The organism is Bacillus sp. FJAT-52991 (genome assembly GCF_037201805.1).
Taxonomy (GTDB): Bacteria; Bacillota; Bacilli; order Bacillales; family Domibacillaceae; genus Bacillus_CE; species Bacillus_CE kandeliae.
Map to the genome: position 1 here is coordinate 3,041,087 of NZ_CP147404.1, position 21,696 is coordinate 3,062,782.

Sequence of the window (21,696 nt, forward strand, 5' to 3'; positions counted from 1 at the left end):
TTGTTCTCCCTTCTCTCTCATCACAAACTTTAGTAGAATGATATAAAATATTCTGACACTAAAAAAGGGACAAAATGAAACTTTTATACATGTCAAAGGGAGCGCATAATGAAACACTATCTTTTTTCGTTTTCAGGAAACGAGCCAAAATATAAACAAATTTATCAGCAAATGAAACGATTAATAGAAAATCAATACGTAAAAGCAGATGAACAATTACCATCTATCCGTGCATTAGCTGAATGGTTACACGTCAGTCGCAATACGACGCTAATAGCATATGAACAACTTGTTGCCGAAGGATATATCCGAGGAGAAGGACGAAGAGGTTACTTCGTCAACCGATTTGAACCTATTTTCTTGAATGAACATCAACCAAAACTAGAAAATAAGAGTGAGACACTTAACACGGTAAAAATTGATTTTCGAGCTGGCGGTGTGGATCTCGAACATTTTCCACTGAAAAAATGGCGACAGCTTATGAATCAAACGCTACAACAAAAACATTCTTATCTTTACGGAGAACATATGGGGGAAATGACGCTGCGTGAACAACTTGCGTCCTACTTGCTGCAATCGCGAGGGATAGAAGTTGCACCATCAGAGATCATGATTGGTAGTAGCACCCAACAACTTCTTCTATCCATTGGTCTCCTGTTAAAGCCTACTCATACACATATCATTTTAGAAGATCCTGGTTATAACGGCGCCTTAGATGTATTTCGAATGCTCCAATATGAGATAGAAACCATGCCCGTATTACCAACTGGACATCAGTTTCACAAATTAAACTCCTATGAGTCGAAATTAGTGTACGTCACCCCTTCACATCAATTTCCATATGGAGTCTCTTTATCCATTCAACAACGACAAGCCCTAATCCAATGGGCAATAGAAAGACAAGGCTTTATTATTGAGGATGATTATGATAGTGAATTTCGTTATGAGCAACAGCCATTTCCAGCCTTATCAGCACTCGATCGATCACGTGTCATTTACATTGGAAATTTTGCGAAATCATTTTTACCTGGACTACGTATTGCTTATATGGTTTTACCACCGATTTTACAGTCATCATTTCAAGCAACTGTCGGACTTTTTGAAAACAATGCATCACTTCTACATCAACAAGCAATGGCCTCTTTCATCAAAGAAGGTGAATGGACGCGTCATATTAAACGAATGCGCAATGTATATAAGCAAAAAATGCAGTTGCTCATCTCGGAACTACAGCAAGCATTCGGTGACCAGATCACGGTGATTGGAGAAAAATCAGGTTTATATGTAGTCATTCAATTGCATACAAACAAAACAGAAACTTGGTTAATTCAACAAGCAATGGAACATGGGGTCAAAGTATACCCAACCACCCCCTACTTCATCGAAAGCAGAACAAATGAGCCGCTGATTCAACTAGGCTTCAGCAGCTTAACATTTGATGAAATTGTGGAAGGTGTACAGTTATTGAAAAGAGCGTGGAAAGTGGAGTAATAAGATCGAGGCTATCCCGTTAATGCGGGATAGCCTCGATCTTTTAATGGAAATAACTCATAGCTCCAACCACCATTACCAAAATAACTATTTTATTTTTAAATATTGAGGAATTTCCTAAACTGATTTATTCCCTGTCTTAATCACTCTTCTTCAAAAACAACAAAAAAGCAAAAGACAACACGGCAAATAGAAACACAACAAAATAGACGGTGTGAAGAGAAGTTTCTAGTCCCTCCATTAATACATTCCTTACTTCTGGAGAGAAACCGCTTTTTTCACTTCCTAGTAATTGATTGATCGAATCAATGGACAATGATTGTACATTCTCTGCTGGCTGATTTAACAAATAAGCCTGTAGCTGACTGTTCAAGACTCCACCTAACAAAGCGGCTCCTACGGTATTTCCTAAATTCCTCATAAACATATTGGCTGCTGTAGCCGCTCCTCGTTGTTCCCATTCGACTGAACTTTGGATGGAGACAATAAACGCTGTCGATGTCAATCCCATACCTACTCCAGTAAAAAAGGAAGAGAACGCCGCCCATAATGGCCCTGACTCCTTTGTCATCAACAGAAACATGCCGCTACCAATAATTAAAGCCACGCCGCCAATCATCGTCGTTTTTCGATAACCAATGGAGAGAAGTAAGCGACCTGATACAGCAGAAGCAAGCGGCCAACCGATCGACATCGCCGTCAAAGTAAAGCCAGCAATCGTCGCATTTTCTCCCATTACTCCTTGAACGTATGTAGGTAAAAAGCTCGAAATCCCAATCAATAGCACACCTGTCGTAAATGAAACAATATTAGCAATCAGGATCGAACGTACTTTCCATAACTGAAAGGGCATCATCGGTTCTGCCGCGCGTTTTTCCTGCCAAACAAAAAGCGACAAAGCGATTGCCACAACGGTCGCTAAAAGAACAGTAGAAGTTGAAAGCCACGAAAATTGGACGCCTCCTTCTACTAATAAATACATAAGACTAGAGATCGTCACCAAAAATAAGAAAGTACCTAAATAATCAATCGTTGGTTTTTTCTTTTCAACATTTTCATGTAAAAAGAAAAATAAGCCTGCAATCGTTAACAAACCAAGCGGCAAATTGATCCAAAATATGTACCGCCAACCGACATATTCAACAAGCAACCCGCCTAATGCAGGCCCCATCACAGCTGAAATTCCCCAAACGCTAGAAAGATATCCTTGCACCTTTGCTCTTTCTTCCGGCGTATAAATATCTCCAACAATCGTCATGGCCACCGGCATCACCGCTCCTGCTCCAATCCCCTGCAACAAGCGAAAGACAATCAACTGTTCCATCGTGACAGCAAAGCCACATAAAAATGACCCGATTAAAAATAGAATGATGCCTATGATTAATACTGGCTTTCGTCCATAAATATCCGACAGCTTGCCATAAATCAACACTGTCGCCGCATTCATTAATAAATAGGATGAGAATACCCAGCTATATAAAGAAAATCCCCCTAAATCAGCTACAATGGCGGGCATCGCTGTCGAAACGATTGTTGCTTCAATCGCTCCCATAAACATCGCTAAAATCACAGCAACTAGCACGAAAGACCGTTTCGTTGTTCTGCTTTCTTTTAAAAAAGCGACTTCCATATTTATTTTCCTCCTTTCCTTCTGTAAAAAAGCTAGGTTGCTCCTAGCTTGAAATAATTACCTTTATTTTTTCAATATGATAGAAATATAGCATAGTTTAATTTAACTAAACAAACGAAATTTTTGATACTTCTAAGGAGGGGATGACTTGGAGAGCATTGTTTCATCTAAGTATTCATGATATTCGTTTATGTTCCATGAACGAAAGTAGATAATTGCGTTTTTTACTCATGCTTCTTTATCTATCGAAGGATAAGCTCAATATATGAATAAATGGAAAGGAGCAACTATGATGAATACAATCGTATCTGCAAAAAATGTGACTAAGATTTACAACAAAAATCAATTGCCTGGATTGAATAAAGTATCTTTGAATATTGAGTCAGGTGAATTTGTTGGTGTTATGGGGGCATCTGGATCTGGGAAGACCACTTTATTAAATATACTATCGACCATTGATACGCCGACAGATGGAGATGTTTTAATAAATGGCATCAATATAAAAATACTTAATGGTAATACATCTGCTGATTTTAGGAGGGATCATTTAGGTTTTATTTTTCAAGAGTATTTTTTACTCGATAGTTTAACGGTGAAGGAAAATATCGCTGTGCCACTGACTTTGCTGCACAAATCTCCAGAAGAAATTGAATCCTCTATCAATAGTTTAGCAAAGCGTTTCGGGATATTCGAACAATTATCAAAATACCCTCATCAACTTTCTGGAGGGCAAAAACAAAGAGTTGCGGCGGCAAGAGCGATTGCCAAACAGCCAAGTATTTTATTTGCAGATGAACCCACAGGTGCGTTAGATTCACACTCTGCAACGGAGCTACTTCAAAAATTAAAAGAGGTTAATGAGGAACTTCATACAACCATTTTAATGGTCACCCACGACGCTTATGCAGCAAGTTTCTCAAGTAGAATTCTAATATTTAAAGATGGAAATATTTCAAAAGAATTAAAAAGAAAGAATCAGGCAAGAAAAGAATTTTTTGAAGAAATATTAAAGGAAATCTCCAAAATTGATGAAGTTTGATCTAACTAAGAGTATGAAAGGAAGGCATGACTGTGGGATTATTTACAATAGCAAAAAAGAATCTGAAGAATAACTTTTCCTTCTATTCGTTCTATTTCATTTCAGTCGCTTTTGTGCTGATGGTGTTTTTCTCTTTTATTTCTTTTTCCATGAACACTATTATTATGGAAAAGATTTCGTCTGATGGTAGAGTAGAAACGATGTCGAGAGTGGTAGCCATCTTTGTTATGACATTTGTACTCTTCTATATGTCATACTCCAATACGTTCTTTATGAAAAAAAGAATGAAAGAGCTTGGAATTTATTCGCTCTTGGGGTATCGAAAGTCAACTATGGTCAAACTATTAACCTTTGAAAATATTATCATTTGTTTTGCTGCTCTAATTGTAGGAATAGCTTTTGGTGCTATTGCTCATAAAGGAATTGTCGAAGCGATCGTCAGAGTACTAAAATTACAGGTCGAAACTTCAGAAGTGCCCCTAATTAATCCTGATGCGGTACTATTCACTTTTATATTTATATTTGCTGTTTTGACTGTCTTATTTTTATCAAACTGGATCATCCTTCGAAAAAATTCCTTACTCACTTTGGTGCGTATGGAAAAGAAAGAAGAAAAGCAGGTTAATATTAAAGGAAGCTTCGCGATAGTAGGGCTAGCATTGATAGGGCTTGGTTATTTCTTCGCTTTTGATATTACACGAGGAACAGAATCATTGTGGAAAACGATAGGGTTTTCACCGATGGCCCTTGTGACAATGCTAAGTGTCATACTAGGGACCATTTTCTTTATTCACTCCTTTTTACCTTTGGCTATTCAACAATTGAAAAAAAACAAAAGTTGGTTTTATAAGGAATCGACTATTATTATCATTCCAAACTTTATCTTTAAAATCCGTTCGAAGGCAAAGACTTTAATTTTGTTAACTTTATTAGCTGCTGGAACTTTGGCCATATTCGGTTCCACGATACTGACTCTTTACTATCCTGTTGCTGCGACAGAACGTATCATACCGTCAGCTATTGAGTTCCCAGTGGAAGATCAACAATTGACTACGAAAGCCATTAAAGTTGTAGAAGATACTGTCAGCAAAGAAAACATGGAATACAAAGAAACAACTATTATTCAAGGAACTTCCTCCTCGGATACGTTACCTCCAGAATATAGTGCAAAGAAAGAACATGGATTTGACCTTATCTCGGAATCGGATTACAAGGCGCTTATAAAAATTCAAGGTAAACATGTAGAGTTTGAAAAGTTAAAGGACAATGAAAGTATCTTAGTCAAATATCGACCCGAAAAATATAATCCAGATAAAGGAAATGTATACACTTTGACATTAACCCCTACAAATAGCGTGGATGTCAAAGTGAAAGATACCACATTACTTAACCCAATTGGATTTGCAAATAGTATTGGTACCCTAGTTATCTCGGACAATCTTTACAATGAAATAAAAACCTTGGGCCTTCCAGAAAAGACGATCATGAGCATTGACGGAACAGATATGCGAAACAACAAAGAAGTGTATGAAAACTTAGCTCCACTATTTAAAAACAACAATTTTTTTGCAAGTAGTTATCAAAGAAATGAACTCATTATCCATGAGAATAGTTCAACATTTTTGCTTGTTACCTTTATTACGATCATCTTTTTCATCGCAACTGGCAGCATTCTCTATTTCCATAGCCTTTCAAGTATGATGTCAAACAAAGATGATTTTACAATTCTAAACCGAATGGGCTATAACAGCAAAAAGATCAAAAGAATCATAAGCAAAGAAGTTTTTACGTTATTTAGCATCCCCTACATATTAGGGTTAACACATAGTATTTTTGCACTGATCGCCTACAAATCCGCTCTAATGGATGACTTAGTAGGAAAAAGCAGCGCCTTTATACTCCCTGTTCTTTTGGCGGTAATTGTTTTCACCTTGGTGTATATCATCTATTATTTGTTAACCAAACGAGCATGCTATAAAATTATTTTTAATGATTAAAGATTTGAGATAAAACTGCTGGGCATCTATTGTGCATCAGTTTTATCGTATTTAAATTGAAGCTTTTATTTGATTGATGAAGGTAAGTGAGGTTATGAGGAAGTCTTATGAGCAAAAGCAAGTGTATATTTTGATGAACCAGTTTTTTATCGTTGTTTTTTTGTGCTATGCATATATGCAAAATAACATTGCAGGAACAGAAAATTTAGTATCGCTACTTATTGTATCTTTAATAATCATCGACGGAGCATACATTGGTTATGTAAATATTAAAGACCATATCACCTTATCAAAGTTTTCGAATTTATTACTTCTAGTTTCATGGCAATTTTTACTATCATTAAATGAAAATCAATTTTTTCATACACTAAGTACTCTACTTAGTGTAGTAATTCTTTATAAAACTAGCCTATTCTTGCTTTTTTTCTTTTTTCAAGATACTACCTATACATATAAAAAGATAACGGACTGGACTTTAAAAACTATATGTTCATTCACAATCATATCTATATTTATAAATGATAGGCTGTTTGCAGTTCTATTCTTATGTCAATTTATTTTAAGTTTTGGCTGTATGATTTCTCTGTTTTTGAAACATCGAAAACGAATGATCTTTGTCTTAAAAAGCGAAAAAAAACATTTACTCAAATCTTTTGCTATCATTATTCTTCCCTTTACTGGGTATATTCTGTTGTTTACAGGAAGGCCTGAATATTTGAGTAATTTAGGATGGTATATGATGATTACCCTCCCCTTATTTAGCATTCATTCTATTACTTTTAAAAACAAAAAAATTATGGAGAAGTATTTTTCTTTTAAAAAAGGGAATCTCGGAATAATGTCGCTATTTTCTCTTATTAGTATCATTTCTCTTGGAATGTTGTTTCATTTTAATGTGATCAACTTTTTCATTATCCTACACACGATTTTTTTATTAGTTCTGCTTTATTTCACATTATTATATCGAGATGTAAAAGACACTCTTTTGAATTCGGATACTGAAGAGTCGAGGATGCTGCAAGAGAGTTTTTATACTCATAGTCTCATGCAGGTTGCTAAAGAGGAAGAACTGAAAAGGGATATTTCTAATTATTTGCACGATGAAATTTTACAAGATATATTATCCATTAAAAATATGATGCATAAATCCAACAAAGAAGAGATTCATAAAATGATCGTGAACACTCTCGATGACTTAAACTTATCTATACGAGAACAGATGCAAGAGTATCACCCAACCTTATTAAAAACACTCACACTGAAGGAAAACTACATTCATTCAGTAGAGATGATTCAACAAAAATATGGGATGAAAAATATAAAAATAACGTTTAACTGCGAGGAAGATTTATTTTTAGTTGACCCCTATAATCTAGTGATCTATCGAATGTTAAAAGAATTAGTAACAAACGCATTGAAACATTCAAAATGTTCTCAGCTAGTTTTGAGTTTGGCACAGGAAAATGACGAAATAGAGCTAATCGTAAAAGATAATGGGGTAGGCTTAATGGATAATGAAAAGCATATTCCTAATAACCATAGAGGATTGAATTCTATTAAAGAGCAGTTGTTTTTGTTAAACGGTAACATGACCATTTCAGAATGCCATCCTTCAGGTTTATGCATCGCTATTCGAATACCTATGCAAGGGGATGATTCCTATCAATATTTTATTAATAGATGACCACGCTTTATTTGCAAAAAGCTTAGAAATAGCCTTAGAGGACTATCCTGAAATAGATCATTTTTACTCATTACACAGTATTGAGAATACCACTGCAAACATAGAAAAGTTTAAACCGGACATCACTTTAATCGATATTAATTTAAGCAACATCAGTAGTGAAGATGGTTTACAATTAGCCAAAAGCATTATTAACAGCAAATGCAAAACGAAAATCGTCATGTTAACAGGCTATGACTTGCCTGTCTATCGGCATGAAGCACAAAAAATTGGAGTAAGTGGCTTTATTAATAAAAACATTATGCCCGATAAGTTATTACAAATCTTAATGGAGATTAATCAGGGGCGTTCTTATTTTCCAATGTCCTCTGAACATATAGAGGAATTGACTAATAGTGAAAAACAAATCTTACAATTACTAGCTGATGGATATAAGCGTAAAGAGATTGCTTCTAAGTTATATGCTAGTGAACGTACAATTTCAAACCATATCCAACATATATTTGACAAACTAGAGGTTTCATCTTCATTAGAAGCTGTCACAAAAGGAATAAAATTAGGGTATATTCAGCCTCATTATGAGTAGTTAATTAGAGGCTCTTCAACTTTATTACATTGATAGACGTTTTCTGGAGTACAGAGAACGTCTTTGTTCTAAAATTGGAGAACTGGGAAGCAGCATATTTAGCAGGAATTATAGATGAGGAAGGATCGATTACTTATAATACGGTTCACCGCGTTGTATCTAAAATTAGGCAATGGCTTAGGATGAATCCCTCTAACTTACTCACCCCTCACCATTTGCCTATCTATTTCCCAAACCTTTTACGATATCCGCATTTTCTACATAGTTCCTCTACTGCTACTCTTTGTGAAAACCCATCTACAAGGTTTTTTGCTCGATCTCCTTCAATAATCTCAGAAAATGAGGCATCATTAATATTTCCAAGGTTGATTACTCCCTCACCATCCAAGCAACAAGGAATCACCGTTCCGTTCGCTAAAATGCCCGCTTGATTTCGAAGACCATAACAGAATCCCTTTCCATCATCCTCTTCTTCATGCAATGCCGGCCATTGAAATTCGTAATCTTGATTGATGTAGATGCGATCTGCAATTTTCACACCACTTCCTGGTACGACCTTCTCTTCAATTTTGTAGTTTAAATCAAATTCTTTCTCAATGATTTCTAGTAATTGTCTGTTTCGTTGTCTTTCCAGATTCGTCGCATTGTCTTGTGTAAGATTCCATAGTCTCAACGAAACAATCATTTCGGATTGGCTCGTTGCTTCTTTAATAAAAGAAAGGATACTCCTCACATATCCTTCCTTATCTGTAGAACCTTCATGGCCATCAAAGCTATGGAGTGAAAAATTCATCTGTCTTAGTGCTGGTTTATTTAATAATTTGTCCTTCTTTTTATTAATTAATGTTCCATTCGTTGTAATATTAACTTTAAACCCTTTTTCATGACTTAAATCTAACAACTGGCCTATTTTAGGATGGAGCAGCGGCTCACCTTTTACATGTAAATAAATGTAGTCTGTATGAGGTTTAATTTGGTCTAATCTCTTAGAAAAATCCTCCATAGAAATGAATTGCTTCTGCCGTTCTGTTGGCGGACAAAAACTGCACGCAAGATTACACACACTTGTAATCTCTAAGTAAAACTTCTTAAATTTTTTCAACTTCGATTCCTCGCTTTTTTGACTACTTAGAACAGGATGAAATATTGTTCTATCCCTATTACAACATATTTTTTCAGAAAATGTTCCCTCATCTATTGAATGATCCTAATTATTATGACGGATCTGTTGAAATAACCATGATTTATCCATTTTTAGATACTGGAATGAATAATTCCTCCATCGTTATTCCTAAACTCTTCGCTTTATCAAAGGCCAGCTGTAACCTTGGATCATACTTATTGTTCTCGATCGCGTTAATTGTTTGCCTACTTACATTTTTAACTCCAAAAAATAAAAAATACGCCTTTAGGTGTGGAGCTCTATGCTATTATTTAGATAGATTTGGAATAAATAAACAGCAATGGAGGTCAATAATGAGCTACGATTTGATGGTATTTGAAGTGAAGGATGCACCAACGAATAAAAAAGCATTTATGGAGTGGTATGACCAGCAAACAGAATGGACAGAGAACCACAACTATGATGATCCAGCAGTAACCTCTGAAGCGCTACGTAACTGGTATATGGATATGATTAAGGTATATGCTCCGATGAACGGTCCTTATGCGTTATCCGAAGAGGATTTCGACAATTTGGGAGATAAAGAGGTATATGTGACAGACTACTCTGTCGGGCGGAGCGTTATCTATGCCGCTTTTGCCTGGTCGCTGGCAGACCAAGTCTATAACCAGTTCAGGGAACTGGCGTTGAAGCATAAAGTCGGCTTTTTTGACGCGAGCGGTGACGGTGATATTATTTTGCCTGACGTCAGTAAAATAGACTGATTCTGTCATCATTTCACCATTTGATCCTTACTTACATCTTTTAAAACAGACAAAGCCCTCAAGATAAGGACTTTGTCGACAGTTTGGGTCGAGAAAATACATTTTCTCGACCTTTTCATTTCAAATAAGTCTGCATTTTATTTAATAGAATTAAAATAAAAAACCACCAAATATGTATTTGGTGGAGACGGTGGGAGTTGAACCCACGTCCAAAGATAACGGCACTTAAGCTTCTACGAGTGTAGTCGATATATTCATGTTTCGCTAACTTCTCTGCCTATCGACAGGCGTTAAAGCCGCTAGTCTGGTTGTTCTCTTCCTTCTTCCTCAGACGGTGGAATCCGGCGTAACCCGCTAAAGTTGAGTCCGCTACCCTACCACACGGGTGATGGAGGGGCGAACCGCTAAGCGCTTATTAAGCAGCTAAAGCGAAATTGTTTTGTTGTTTGCCAGTTATAGGCTTTGACGTTTTAACGAGGCCGATCCCCTCGACTCGCAACCTAAGCTCGAACTACCCCTGTCGAATCCGTAACGTCCCCATGTTAAAAGGGTTGCGGATGCTCCAGGCTATCAGCCAGAGCTAAGTTGTCATTTAGTGACAGGACTAATTATAGCATACTCACGAAAAAAATCAACCGAACGACGCTGGTATTACATTCCTTTTTGGCGATCACGGAAAGCTCTTTCGATATCGCGCTTCGCCTCTTTTTTCTTTAAGTCTTCGCGTTTATCATATTTCTTTTTCCCTTTTCCAAGACCGATTAGCACTTTCGCATAGCCATCTTTTAAGTACATTTTCAACGGCACAATCGCGTAACCGGCTTCCTTCGTCTCACCAATTAGCTTATTGATTTGCTTGCGGTGCAGAAGCAATTTTCTTGTGCGCAATGGCTCATGATTATAGCGATTTCCTTGCTCATATGGGCTGATGTGCATATTATGAATGAACACTTCTCCCTGTTGAATACGAGCGAACGCATCCTTTAAATTCACACGGCCATTGCGGATCGATTTGATTTCCGTTCCTTGCAGTACAATTCCCGCTTCATATGTTTCTTCAATAAAATAATCGTGGCCCGCTTTCTTATTTTGAGCGACGACTTTTCCCTCTCCCTTTGGCATTGCTTTCACCTTCCATTGTTAAAATTCAACATCTAGCCGGTAGCCGTAGCTACCGGCAGATGATTAACCTTTGTTTTTACGTTGCTTCTTCATTTTTTTCGGCACACCCTCGTAATATTTGCCTCTTTTTTTCTTTTTGCGAGGTGACTGATTGGACCATTCTCCGGCTGACTCTTTTTCGCTATTCCCTTGAGAACCGCGCTTTTTCTCGTTATTGGACTTTAATTTTACCACTTTTGGTTGCTCTTTAAACGAGCGCTTTTTGATATTTTTCATGCCGACAATTTCAAAGTCGATCGATTGCTCTTCTTTGTTGACGTTGGTGACGCGGACGGTGATTTCATCGCCAATACGGAATACGTTTCCTGTCCGTTCACCGATCATCGCATAATGACGCTCATCGTAGCGATAATAGTCATCCGTCATATAAGAGACGTGGACAAGCCCTTCAATCGTATTCGGCAGCTCAACAAACATTCCAAAGTTCGTGACGGAACTAATAATGCCATCGAATTCCTCACCAATTTTATCAAGCATATATTCCGCTTTTTTCAGTTCATCGGTGTCGCGTTCAGCATCAACGGCGCGGCGCTCCATATTCGATGTATGTTCAGCAATGCCCGATAGGCGTGCATCCCATTTCGCTTGCGTTGCTGGGTCAATTTCTCCATTGATTAAATATGTGCGGATTAAGCGGTGCACAATTAAATCTGGATAACGGCGAATTGGTGACGTGAAATGCGTGTAAAATTCGGTTGATAACCCGAAGTGGCCAAGGCTATCTGGATTATATTTCGCTTGCTGCATCGAACGTAGCATCACCGTAGAAATCACGACTTCTTCCGGCTTTCCTTCAATCGCTTCAATGATTTCTTGGAGCGCACGCGGATGAACGACATTCGCCGTTCCTTTGACGATCAAGCCAAAGTTCGTAATAAATTCAAAGAAACGCTGTAGCTTGTCTTCTTTCGGATCTTCGTGAATTCGGTAAATAAACGGTACATCCATCCAGTGGAAATGCTCCGCCACTGTTTCATTAGCCACAAGCATAAATTCTTCGATTAACCGCTCAGCCACTGAACGCTCACGCAATACGACATCGGTCGGCTTGCCATCTTCATCGACTAATACTTTCGATTCTTTAAAATCGAAATCAATCGCTCCACGTTTTTTCCGCTTTTCACGTAAGATCGCAGCGAGTGTTTCCATGTCTTCAAATACCGGCACGAGCGGCTCGTATTTTTGACGCAGCTCCTCATCCTTGTCGACAAGGATACTGTTGACATCACTATACGTCATGCGCTCCGTTGTTTTAATAACGCTTTGGAAAATTTCGTGGCTAACGACTTCTCCGGCTTCATTGATTTCCATATCACAAGACAACGTCAGGCGATCTACTTGCGGATTAAGCGAGCAAATACCGTTTGATAAGCGATGCGGAATCATCGGGATGACGCGATCCACTAAATACACACTCGTGCCGCGTTCGTATGCCTCACGATCGATCGGTGAATCTTCTGTTACATAATGGCTGACATCAGCGATATGCACACCTAATTTATAATGTCCATTGTCAAGCTTTGTGACGGTAACGGCATCATCGAGATCCTTTGCATCCGCTCCATCAATCGTGACAATCGTCTCCCCACGCAAATCACGGCGATTGTCGGTATCTTTTGGATCAATCGTATCTGGGACAGCATTGGCTTGTTCCATCACTTCTTCAGGAAATTCCTGCGGCAAGCCATGCTTATAAATAATCGACATAATATCAACGCCTGGGTCATTTTTATGCCCAAGAATTTCGATGATTTCTCCCTCGGCATTTTTGCGCCCTTCCGGATAAGACGTAATTTTGACGACGACTTTATGCCCTTCTACTGCCCCTTTTGTTGCTTCTTTCGGGATAAAAATATCGCTGGCGAATTTCTTGTCATCCGGGACGACAAAGCCGAAATGCTTGCTGTCGGTGTATGTGCCGACAATTTCACTTTTGCCGCGCTCTAGAATACGGACAACCGTTCCTTCTCGGCGAGACCCGCTCGTTTCAGATGTCACCCGAACGAGAGCAATATCTCCATTTAATGCTCCATTTGTTTCATGCGGCGGAATGAAAATATCATCCATTCCTGGCTCTTCTGATAGTAAAAAAGCAAAGCCTTTCGCATGACCAGAAATTTTCCCGCGAATTAAATTCATTTTTTCCGGCAAGCCGTAGCGGTTCGCTCTTGTGCGAACAACTAGTCCTTTTTCTTCCATATAGACAAGCGCCTTCACAAAGTCTTTAAAATCCAAAGAATCTTCTATCTCAAGCACTTCTTCTAGTTCTTTCACCGTTAGCGGCTTGTAGCTTTCTTCCTTCATATACGTCAGCAGTCGCTCGACATGCTGTTTCGTTTCCTGTTCCATATATGTTCCCTCCTGTTCTCTTTAAACTGTCCAGTCTAGCTGCTCCAAAAATTGATACACATCCTCATGAAGCTGTTGTTTCTCCTTGTCTAGTGTAATCACATGACCAGACTCTTCATACCATTTGATTTCTTTCATCGTTGATTCGATTTCTTCATAAATAATATTAGCACTGTTCGGATTAATCATTTCATCGTTTCTTGCTTGGACGACAAACGTTGGGGCATAAATCATATCGACATTTGCACGAACGTCAGCCATTAATTTTTGCAAAGCCTTTAAGGTATTCATCGGAGTTTTCTTAAACTCTTCCATTTCTTTTTCAATGATGTCTTCCGATTTCCCTTCAAACTTTTTGAATTCGCGAGCATATTCAACCACGCCATTGTACATTGTTTCTTCACTTTTTAAATACATTGGGGCGCACATCGTGATCACCCCTTTCACCGGCGTCGTTTCAGCTAGCTTTAAGGAAAACACCCCTCCAAGAGAAAGACCAGCTACAGCAATTTCGTTATATCCCAGATCTTTCAAATGCTGATAACCGTTTAATACATCTTGCCACCAATCATCAGGCCCCGTCACAACCAGTTCCTCTGGAGGCACGCCATGCCCTTTATAGTGTGGGGCATGAGACGTGTAGCCTTGTTTCTCTAAAAATCGGCCAAGCATCCGGACATCTGAAGAATTCCCCGTAAATCCATGAAGCAGAAGAACTGCCCGTTTTCCAGCTTCAAATGTAAATGGTTTTGGTAAAGTTAATTTCATGATGCAGATAGACTCCTTTTCCTTAGTATGGACCGTTCATTCAACTCTCAACATTATTTTACGAAAAATTTCCTCCACTAGCTAGTGCGAGGGAGGCTGAACGTGAAAATAAAGTGACTCCTCAATCAGCTGGCGACTGATTCGGGGCGATTTGCGACTGATGTTTCAGGATCTCCGCCCAATTCGGAGTGATTCGCGACTGATTTCCTCAAAATTCCGACTAAAAATAGCACTTTACCGACTGATCCCCCCATCCAATAAAAAAAAGGCGTCTACTCATAAGACAGCCCCTACAGTCTTTTTCATTGAAACAATATAAAAAAGCATCCATCTGGATGCTTTTTTATATATTAAAGTCCTAAATAAGATACTGCGATAGTTAGTCCGAAGAATAATACTGCTAGGACAATAGTTACGCGGTGTAGAATTAGATCGATACCGCGTGCTTTTTGTTTTCCAAAAAGCTGTTCTGCTCCACCAGAGATCGCTCCGGATAAGCCATTGCTTTTTCCAGATTGAAGAAGGACAACAGCAATTAATCCAATTGACACAATGACAAGGGCAACCATTAAGACTGTATGCAACATGTTTTTTTACCTCCATCAAACGAACATACGAATATTCTCATTCTAACATAAGAACCTGAATTTGAAAAACAGGAAATGTATTAGCTCGTTTTAAATCGTTGAACGGTTTGATGAAGTTCATCTGCGAGTCCTGCTAATATAGCAGAGGATGCATTCATTTCTTCCATCGAAGCCAGTTGCTCCTCGGTCGCCGCTGCAATTTGTTCAGTGTTAACGGCGGCTTGCTACGCATATTCCTCTAATGATTGTACAGAGGAAACGATATTCTGAAACACTTTTAAAAAAACGCGGCAAAAAACCCAGCACGTATTGTGCCGGGCTTCGATAAGTATTGTACTTATTTCTTCAAATTATAGAACGTTTTATCGCCAAGGTATTCGGCTAACTCACCAAGATTGTCTTCGATGCGAAGAAGTTGGTTGTATTTCGCCACACGGTCTGTACGAGACGGTGCACCTGTTTTGATTTGGCCTGCATTTGTTGCAACAGCGATGTCAGCGATTGTTGCATCTTCTGTTTCACCAGAACGGTGAGAGATGACTGCTGTGTAACCAGCGCGTTTCGCCATTTCTATTGCGTCAAATGTTTCTGTTAGTGTACCGATTTGGTTCACTTTAATTAAGATCGCATTACCTACGCCTTGCTCGATACCTTGAGCTAATTTTTCTGTGTTTGTTACGAATAGGTCATCACCAACAAGCTGAACTTTACCGCCGATGCGATCAGTTAGCATTTTGTGGCCTTCCCAGTCGTTTTCATCTAAACCGTCTTCGATAGAGATGATTGGGTATTTAGAAACAAGCTCTTCATACCAGTCCACCATTTCAGCAGATGTTTTCACAACGCCTTCTCCGCTTAAATGATACTTGCCGTCTTCTTTATTGTAGAACTCAGAAGAAGCAGCATCCATCGCTAGTTTCACTTGCTCGCCAGGCTTGTAGCCAGCTTTTTCGATCGCTTCGATGATTGTTTGTAATGCTTCTTCGTTCGATTTTAAGTTTGGAGCGAAGCCACCCTCATCTCCAACCGCTGTGTTCAAACCTTTTTCTTTTAATACAGATTTTAAGCTGTGGAAAATTTCTGCGCCCATACGAAGAGCTTCTTTGAAGTTTTCCGCACCAACTGGCATAATCATAAACTCTTGAATGTCAACGTTGTTATCTGCATGCTCTCCACCGTTCACGATGTTCATCATCGGTACAGGAAGCTGTTTAGAGTTAACTCCTCCAAGATATTCATATAAATGAACGCCAAGGTGATCAGCTGCTGCATGAGCAACGGCCATAGAAACACCAAGGATGGCGTTCGCACCTAGTTTTCCTTTGTTATCTGTTCCATCTAATTCGATCATGGCACGGTCAATCGCCACTTGTTCAAGTACTTCAAAGCTTCCAACTAGTTCTGGAGCAATGACATCGTTCACGTTTTCAACCGCTTTTAGTACACCTTTACCAAGGTAACGGTCTTTGTCGCCGTCACGAAGTTCTACTGCTTCATATTCACCTGTAGAAGCACCAGACGGCACAAGCGCGCGTCCAAATGCGCCAGATTGCGTATATACTTCTACTTCAACCGTAGGATTTCCACGTGAATCTAATACTTCGCGTGCGTAAATATCAGTAATAATCGGCATGAGAATCTCTCCTTTTAATATAAATTTATTTTTTAATTAATGATGTTCCAGTCATTTCTGACGGTTGTTCCACATTCAGCAAATCTAACATTGTTGGTGAAAGATCGCCTAAAATGCCACCTTCACGCAACTCAATTCCTTGCTTTGTAACAATCACTGGGACCGGGTTCGTCGTGTGGGCTGTCATCGGATTCCCTTCCAGCGTCACGACTTCATCGGCATTCCCATGGTCAGCGGTAATAATAGCTGTTCCGCCCTTTGCCAAAATTAAATCAACCACTTTACCTAGACATTCATCAACGGCTTCTACTGCCTTGATCGTCGGCTGTAGCATGCCTGAATGTCCAACCATATCAGGGTTGGCAAAGTTTAAAATAATGGCATCTTGTCTATCATTTTGAATCTCATCAAGCAACGCGTCCGTTACTTCATAAGCACTCATTTCTGGTTTTAAATCATAAGTAGCTACTTTTGGTGAATTAATTAAAATCCGTTTTTCTCCCGGAAACTCTTTCTCACGGCCACCGCTCATGAAAAAAGTGACATGCGGATACTTTTCGGTTTCAGCAATACGGAGCTGACGCAATCCATGATTGGATAGCACTTCACCGACCGTATTTGTTAAATCAGTATTTTCAAAAGCTACGACGCCATCGACTGTTTGACTATATGGAGTCATGCAGACAAAATATAGACTTTGCGGAACTTGTCCGCGATCAAAGCCTTCAAATTCTTTGTTTGTAAACACATTCGATAATTGAATCGCACGATCAGGACGGAAGTTAAAGAAAATAATCGCATCATTCTCTTCTACTTTCGCCACTGGCTTGCCTGATTCATCCGTTAGAACAGCGGGTACGACAAATTCATCGGTAATGCCGTTCGCGTAAGAATCCTCGACTAGTTCGATCGGATCTTTAAATAGCGAGGCTTCATGACGCACCATCGCTTGGTACACTAGCTCCACGCGATCCCAACGTTTGTCACGATCCATCGCATAGTAACGACCAGAAATCGTAGCAAATTGGCCAACGCCATATTCTTTGATCTTTTGTAAGGTGTCCTCAATATAACCAAGCGCTGTTTTCGGACCAACATCTCGTCCATCTAAGAAGCCATGGATATACACCTTTTCTAACCCTTCTTGTGCCGCTAATTTTAACAGCGCAAACAGGTGATCATTATGACTATGGACGCCTCCATCGGATAAAAGTCCGAATAAGTGAAGCGCGGAATCATGCTTTTTCGCATGCTCAATCGCTTGAAGAAATTTTTCATTTTGGAAAAACTCTCCTTCACGAATGGCAATATTAATTCTTGTTAAGCTTTGATACACAATACGACCAGCGCCGATATTTAAGTGACCTACTTCCGAATTTCCCATTTGGCCATTCGGCAGTCCCACTGCTTCTCCGCTTGCTGTTAATGTCGTATGAGGATATTGTCCCCAATAGCGATCAAAGTTTGGTTTCTTCGCTTGAGCCACTGCGTTTCCTGCTGTTTCACCGCGGCAGCCAAATCCATCTAAAATAATGAGAGCAACAGGTGCCTTACTCATTGTTAACCGCCTCCAACAATTGCAGGAAAGATGCGGAGTCTAAGCTGGCTCCACCGACAAGCGCTCCATCAATATCAGACTGGGACATATATTCACCAATATTACTTGGCTTCACGCTGCCTCCGTACTGAATGCGAACATTGTCAGCAACGCGTTCAGAAAAGCTCTCTGCCACCGTTTGACGAATATAAGCACATACTTCATTGGCATCTTCAGCTGTTGAAGATTTACCAGTGCCAATTGCCCAGATCGGTTCATAAGCAATCACCGTTTGGCTCACTTGCTCTTCCGTCAGTCCTTCAAGTGCTTTTTTCACTTGACCGCCAACGAAAGCATTCGTTTCGCCATTTTCACGTTGTGCTAACGTTTCTCCACAGCAAACAATCGGTGTTAGCCCATATTGAAAAGCGGCATGTACTTTTTTATTCACCGTCTCATCGGTCTCATTAAACATTTCACGACGCTCAGAATGGCCAATGATCACATAGTCCACTTCGATATCTTGAAGAGCTTTCGGGCTAATTTCTCCTGTAAACGCACCGCTTTCTTCAAAATGCATCGTTTGCGCACCAATTTTGACGTTCGTGCCTTTCACTGCCTGTACAAGCTGTTGTAAAAACAAAGCAGGCGAGCAAATCACGCTGTCCACTACATTCGCATCAGGAACTAAGCTTTTGACTTCTTCGGCAAAACTTGTCGCTTCTGCTAATGTTTTATGCATTTTCCAGTTGCCTGCGATAATCGGTTTCCGCAAGTTTCTTCATCCTTTCCAATGCTTATCTCTTATTTGTCGTTTAAAGCGACCACACCAGGTAGCTGCTTGCCTTCCATAAATTCTAAGGAAGCACCGCCACCCGTTGAAATATGACTCATACGGTCAGCCAAATGAAACTTCTCAACGGCTGCTGCTGAATCGCCGCCACCGATGACAGAATATGTACCTTCAGCTTCTGCCAACGCTTCTGCCACGGCTTTCGTTCCACCAGCAAACTTGTCCATTTCAAATACCCCCATCGGTCCATTCCAAATGACAAGCTTTGATTTTTGAATCGTTTCTTTATAAAGTTCACTTGTTTTCGGTCCAATATCAAGACCCATTGAATCGGCAGGAATGTCTTCAATTGACACTTCCTTCGCCTCGGCATCTTCTGAAAATTGATCTGCAATAATCGCATCGATCGGCATTAAAAATGAAACGCCTTTTTCTTCTGCTTTTTTCATAAATTGCTTCGCTAAATCAATTTTGTCTTCCTCTAATAAGGACTTACCGATTTCATGGCCTTGTGCCTTCACAAACGTGTAAGCAAGTCCACCACCAATGATCAAGTTATCCACTTTATCAAGCAAATGGTCGATTACATCGATTTTGTCCTTTACTTTCGCTCCACCGATAATCGCTGTAAATGGTCGTTCTGGATTAGAAAGGGCTTTTCCAAGTACATCCAGCTCTTTTTCCATCAAGAAACCAGCAACAGCCGGCAAGTGATGAGCAATACCCTCTGTAGACGCATGCGCGCGGTGAGCAGCTCCAAATGCATCATTGACATAAACATCTGCAAGACTAGCAAAAGCTTTAGCCAACTCAGGATCATTTTTCTCCTCACCTGGGTAAAAGCGAACATTCTCAAGCAGTAAAAGGTCGCCATCGTTCATCTTTTCGATTTCTGCTTGCACTGCTTCTCCATAAGCTTCATCGACTTTTTTTACTTCTTTGCCTGCAAGCTCAGACAAACGGCCTGCAACAGGTGTTAAACGAAGCTCTTCTTTTACTTCGCCTTTAGGGCGGCCAAGGTGGCTCGCTAGGATGACTTTCGCTCCCTGTTCAGACAAATATTGAATGGTTGGCAATGCTGCCCGGATACGTGTGTCATCCGTTACTTTTCCGTCCTTCATTGGCACGTTAAAGTCAACACGGCAAAACACGCGTTTTCCTTTCACATCCATATCCTTTATCGTCTTTTTGTTCATTCAAACAGGCCTCCCTTGTTTAGTTGAAAAATTGATCGATCTTAAAACGGCATTCCCACTTTTTGAAAGAAGGATGAAGTGACAAAAAAACCCGGTTCTCATGGCTTTGGCGCCCCGTTTTTTTCCGCCACCCGACTCCCAGCTTTTCAAAGTCAAGAAGGCGTATTTTTCGCGATCAATGACAAAGGGGAGGGGGGATTGTTCCCCGCTCCCCTTACATCCCAATTACATTATAGATGGTGGGTTACTATTTTCCAACTAAGATGTTGAAAAATATAACACATTTTTTTATTAGTGTAACACTTTAAAAAAATTACAGCCCTTTTTCAGCGATGTATTCAACTAAATCAATCACTCGGTGAGAATAACCTGATTCATTGTCATACCAAGCAAGCACTTTCACCATGTTGTCTTCAAGCACCATTGTAGATAAGGCATCAATAGTAGAAGAAACAGCACTTCCATTGTAATCACGAGACACAAGCGGTTCTTCCGTGTACGCAAGAATTCCTTTTAACTCGCCTTCCGCTGCTGCTTTCAATGCTGCATTCACTTGTTCAGCCGTTGTATCTTTCTCTAATTCAACCACTAAGTCCACAACGGAAACGTTCGGTGTTGGCACGCGCATCGCCATTCCGTTCAATTTGCCTTTTAACTCAGGCAATACAAGAGCGACCGCTTTTGCAGCTCCTGTTGTCGTAGGAATAATTGATTCCCCTGCCGCACGAGCACGACGATAATCTTTATGTGGCAAATCTAAAATTTGCTGATCATTTGTATAAGCGTGAACGGTCGTCATCATTCCTCGTTTAATGCCAAATTGATCATTTAACACTTTCGCAAACGGCGCTAAGCAGTTCGTTGTACAAGAAGCATTTGAAATGACATGATGATTTTGTGCATCATATTGTTCATGGTTTACACCCATGACGATCGTTACATCTTCTCCTTTAGCAGGAGCCGAGATCACTACTTTCTTTGCACCCGCTTCTAAGTGCTTCGCGGCATCTTCACGTTTCGTGAAACGTCCTGTAGATTCGATCACGACGTCTACCCCTAATTCTCCCCAAGGAAGCTTTGCCGGATCGCGCTCTGCTAATACTTTCACTTTATGTTCACCAATAACGATGTACTCTCCATCTACTGTTACTTCTTCATTTAACGTTCCATGAACAGAATCATATTTTAAAAGATGAGCTAACATATTAGCATCTGTTAAATCATTCACCGCTACAATTTCTAAATTTGGATGTTTCAAAGCTGCTCGTAATACAATTCGTCCAATTCGTCCAAATCCATTAATACCAACTTTCACTGCCATAACCAAATTCCTCCCT

The 21,696-nt window shown here is 39.7% G+C and carries 17 protein-coding genes, 1 other RNA gene and 1 pseudogene; 6 read left to right on the forward strand and 13 right to left on the reverse strand.

Annotated elements, in window-relative coordinates; all coding sequences use genetic code 11:
- Nucleotides 1-108 precede the first annotated feature (108 nt).
- Complete coding sequence (locus WDJ61_RS15705; RefSeq protein WP_338751375.1) at nt 109-1,491, forward strand: PLP-dependent aminotransferase family protein; 1,383 nt, start codon at nt 109-111, stop codon at nt 1,489-1,491.
- A 139-nt stretch (nt 1,492-1,630) separates the two neighbouring features.
- On the opposite strand, the gene WDJ61_RS15710 is transcribed toward WDJ61_RS15705, so the two are convergent.
- A complete protein-coding gene (locus WDJ61_RS15710; RefSeq protein WP_338751377.1) occupies nt 1,631-3,121 on the reverse strand; it encodes an MDR family MFS transporter in 1,491 nt (496 codons plus the stop codon).
- Between the two features lie 292 nt (nt 3,122-3,413).
- Here WDJ61_RS15710 and WDJ61_RS15715 point away from each other — a divergent pair, with 292 nt between their 5' ends.
- The 4 genes from WDJ61_RS15715 (at nt 3,414) to WDJ61_RS15730 (ending at nt 8,427) form a co-directional block, all read left to right on the forward strand.
- The gene (locus WDJ61_RS15715) at nt 3,414-4,160 is read left to right on the forward strand and encodes an ABC transporter ATP-binding protein (protein WP_338751379.1); all 747 of its coding nucleotides are present in this window, start codon (nt 3,414-3,416) and stop codon (nt 4,158-4,160) included.
- Between the two features lie 32 nt (nt 4,161-4,192).
- Nucleotides 4,193-6,157: an ABC transporter permease gene (locus WDJ61_RS15720; protein ID WP_338751381.1), complete on the forward strand. Its 1,965-nt coding sequence runs from the start codon at nt 4,193-4,195 to the stop codon at nt 6,155-6,157.
- A gap of 94 nt (nt 6,158-6,251) precedes the next feature.
- The gene (locus tag WDJ61_RS15725) at nt 6,252-7,841 is read left to right on the forward strand and encodes a sensor histidine kinase (protein WP_338751383.1); all 1,590 of its coding nucleotides are present in this window, start codon (nt 6,252-6,254) and stop codon (nt 7,839-7,841) included.
- Nucleotides 7,810-8,427: a response regulator transcription factor gene (locus WDJ61_RS15730; RefSeq protein ID WP_338751385.1), complete on the forward strand. Its 618-nt coding sequence runs from the start codon at nt 7,810-7,812 to the stop codon at nt 8,425-8,427. Before WDJ61_RS15725 ends, WDJ61_RS15730 begins: the two co-directional genes overlap by 32 nt.
- A 223-nt stretch (nt 8,428-8,650) precedes the next feature.
- Here the strand turns inward: WDJ61_RS15730 and WDJ61_RS15735 are convergent, their stop codons facing one another.
- Nucleotides 8,651-9,529: a radical SAM/SPASM domain-containing protein gene (locus WDJ61_RS15735; protein ID WP_338751388.1), complete on the reverse strand. Its 879-nt coding sequence runs from the start codon at nt 9,527-9,529 to the stop codon at nt 8,651-8,653.
- Nucleotides 9,530-9,671: 142 nt separating this feature from the next.
- Nucleotides 9,672-9,806 (reverse strand): annotated as a pseudogene (locus WDJ61_RS15740) (helix-turn-helix transcriptional regulator); the annotation flags it as partial.
- A 97-nt stretch (nt 9,807-9,903) separates the two neighbouring features.
- Here WDJ61_RS15740 and WDJ61_RS15745 point away from each other — a divergent pair.
- Nucleotides 9,904-10,314, forward strand: a complete 411-nt coding sequence (locus WDJ61_RS15745; RefSeq protein ID WP_338751390.1) for a hypothetical protein — start codon at nt 9,904-9,906, stop codon at nt 10,312-10,314.
- 179 nt (nt 10,315-10,493) lie between these two features.
- Here the strand turns inward: WDJ61_RS15745 and ssrA are convergent.
- The 10 genes from ssrA to gap form a co-directional block, all read right to left on the reverse strand.
- Nucleotides 10,494-10,853, reverse strand: a transfer-messenger RNA (tmRNA) gene (ssrA, locus tag WDJ61_RS15750).
- Between the two features lie 112 nt (nt 10,854-10,965).
- Entirely contained in the window at nt 10,966-11,436 is a 471-nt protein-coding gene (smpB, locus tag WDJ61_RS15755; RefSeq protein ID WP_338751393.1) for an SsrA-binding protein SmpB, read from the reverse strand.
- A gap of 63 nt (nt 11,437-11,499) precedes the next feature.
- Nucleotides 11,500-13,845 carry a ribonuclease R gene (rnr, locus tag WDJ61_RS15760; RefSeq protein WP_338751395.1) on the reverse strand — a complete coding sequence of 782 codons (2,346 nt, stop codon included), beginning with the start codon at nt 13,843-13,845 and terminating at the stop codon, nt 11,500-11,502.
- A 21-nt stretch (nt 13,846-13,866) separates the two neighbouring features.
- A complete protein-coding gene (locus tag WDJ61_RS15765) occupies nt 13,867-14,613 on the reverse strand; it encodes a carboxylesterase (RefSeq protein ID WP_338751396.1) in 747 nt (248 codons plus the stop codon).
- A gap of 350 nt (nt 14,614-14,963) precedes the next feature.
- Complete coding sequence (gene secG / locus WDJ61_RS15770) at nt 14,964-15,197, reverse strand: preprotein translocase subunit SecG (RefSeq protein WP_338754821.1); 234 nt, start codon at nt 15,195-15,197, stop codon at nt 14,964-14,966.
- Between the two features lie 340 nt (nt 15,198-15,537).
- Nucleotides 15,538-16,833: a phosphopyruvate hydratase gene (gene eno, locus WDJ61_RS15775; RefSeq protein ID WP_338751398.1), complete on the reverse strand. Its 1,296-nt coding sequence runs from the start codon at nt 16,831-16,833 to the stop codon at nt 15,538-15,540.
- Between the two features lie 25 nt (nt 16,834-16,858).
- Nucleotides 16,859-18,391 (reverse strand): 2,3-bisphosphoglycerate-independent phosphoglycerate mutase, encoded by a 1,533-nt coding sequence (gene gpmI, locus WDJ61_RS15780; RefSeq protein WP_338751400.1) that lies wholly within the window; start codon nt 18,389-18,391, stop codon nt 16,859-16,861.
- On the reverse strand, nt 18,384-19,145 hold the full coding sequence (gene tpiA / locus WDJ61_RS15785) for a triose-phosphate isomerase (protein WP_338751402.1): 762 nt from the start codon (nt 19,143-19,145) through the stop codon (nt 18,384-18,386). The genes gpmI and tpiA overlap by 8 nt, the downstream gene beginning before the upstream one ends.
- A 29-nt stretch (nt 19,146-19,174) precedes the next feature.
- Nucleotides 19,175-20,359 carry a phosphoglycerate kinase gene (locus tag WDJ61_RS15790; RefSeq protein WP_338751404.1) on the reverse strand — a complete coding sequence of 395 codons (1,185 nt, stop codon included), beginning with the start codon at nt 20,357-20,359 and terminating at the stop codon, nt 19,175-19,177.
- Nucleotides 20,360-20,672: 313 nt separating this feature from the next.
- Entirely contained in the window at nt 20,673-21,680 is a 1,008-nt protein-coding gene (gap, locus tag WDJ61_RS15795) for a type I glyceraldehyde-3-phosphate dehydrogenase (protein ID WP_338751406.1), read from the reverse strand.
- Nucleotides 21,681-21,696 lie beyond the last annotated feature (16 nt).

Bases quoted from the DNA above. Each gene is read 5' to 3' on its own strand.
- smpB (WP_338751393.1), bottom strand. From the start codon at position 11,436: ATGCCAAAGGGAGAGGGAAAAGTCGTCGCTCAAAATAAGAAAGCGGGC.
- WDJ61_RS15705 (WP_338751375.1), top strand. From the start codon at position 109: ATGAAACACTATCTTTTTTCGTTTTCAGGAAACGAGCCAAAATATAAA.
- WDJ61_RS15790 (WP_338751404.1), bottom strand. From the start codon at position 20,359: ATGAACAAAAAGACGATAAAGGATATGGATGTGAAAGGAAAACGCGTG.
- gpmI (WP_338751400.1), bottom strand. From the start codon at position 18,391: ATGAGTAAGGCACCTGTTGCTCTCATTATTTTAGATGGATTTGGCTGC.
- WDJ61_RS15725 (WP_338751383.1), top strand. From the start codon at position 6,252: ATGAGGAAGTCTTATGAGCAAAAGCAAGTGTATATTTTGATGAACCAG.
- WDJ61_RS15745 (WP_338751390.1), top strand. From the start codon at position 9,904: ATGAGCTACGATTTGATGGTATTTGAAGTGAAGGATGCACCAACGAAT.
- WDJ61_RS15710 (WP_338751377.1), bottom strand. From the start codon at position 3,121: ATGGAAGTCGCTTTTTTAAAAGAAAGCAGAACAACGAAACGGTCTTTC.
- WDJ61_RS15730 (WP_338751385.1), top strand. From the start codon at position 7,810: ATGATTCCTATCAATATTTTATTAATAGATGACCACGCTTTATTTGCA.
- WDJ61_RS15765 (WP_338751396.1), bottom strand. From the start codon at position 14,613: ATGAAATTAACTTTACCAAAACCATTTACATTTGAAGCTGGAAAACGG.
- rnr (WP_338751395.1), bottom strand. From the start codon at position 13,845: ATGGAACAGGAAACGAAACAGCATGTCGAGCGACTGCTGACGTATATG.
- gap (WP_338751406.1), bottom strand. From the start codon at position 21,680: ATGGCAGTGAAAGTTGGTATTAATGGATTTGGACGAATTGGACGAATT.
- WDJ61_RS15715 (WP_338751379.1), top strand. From the start codon at position 3,414: ATGAATACAATCGTATCTGCAAAAAATGTGACTAAGATTTACAACAAA.
- eno (WP_338751398.1), bottom strand. From the start codon at position 16,833: ATGCCGATTATTACTGATATTTACGCACGCGAAGTATTAGATTCACGT.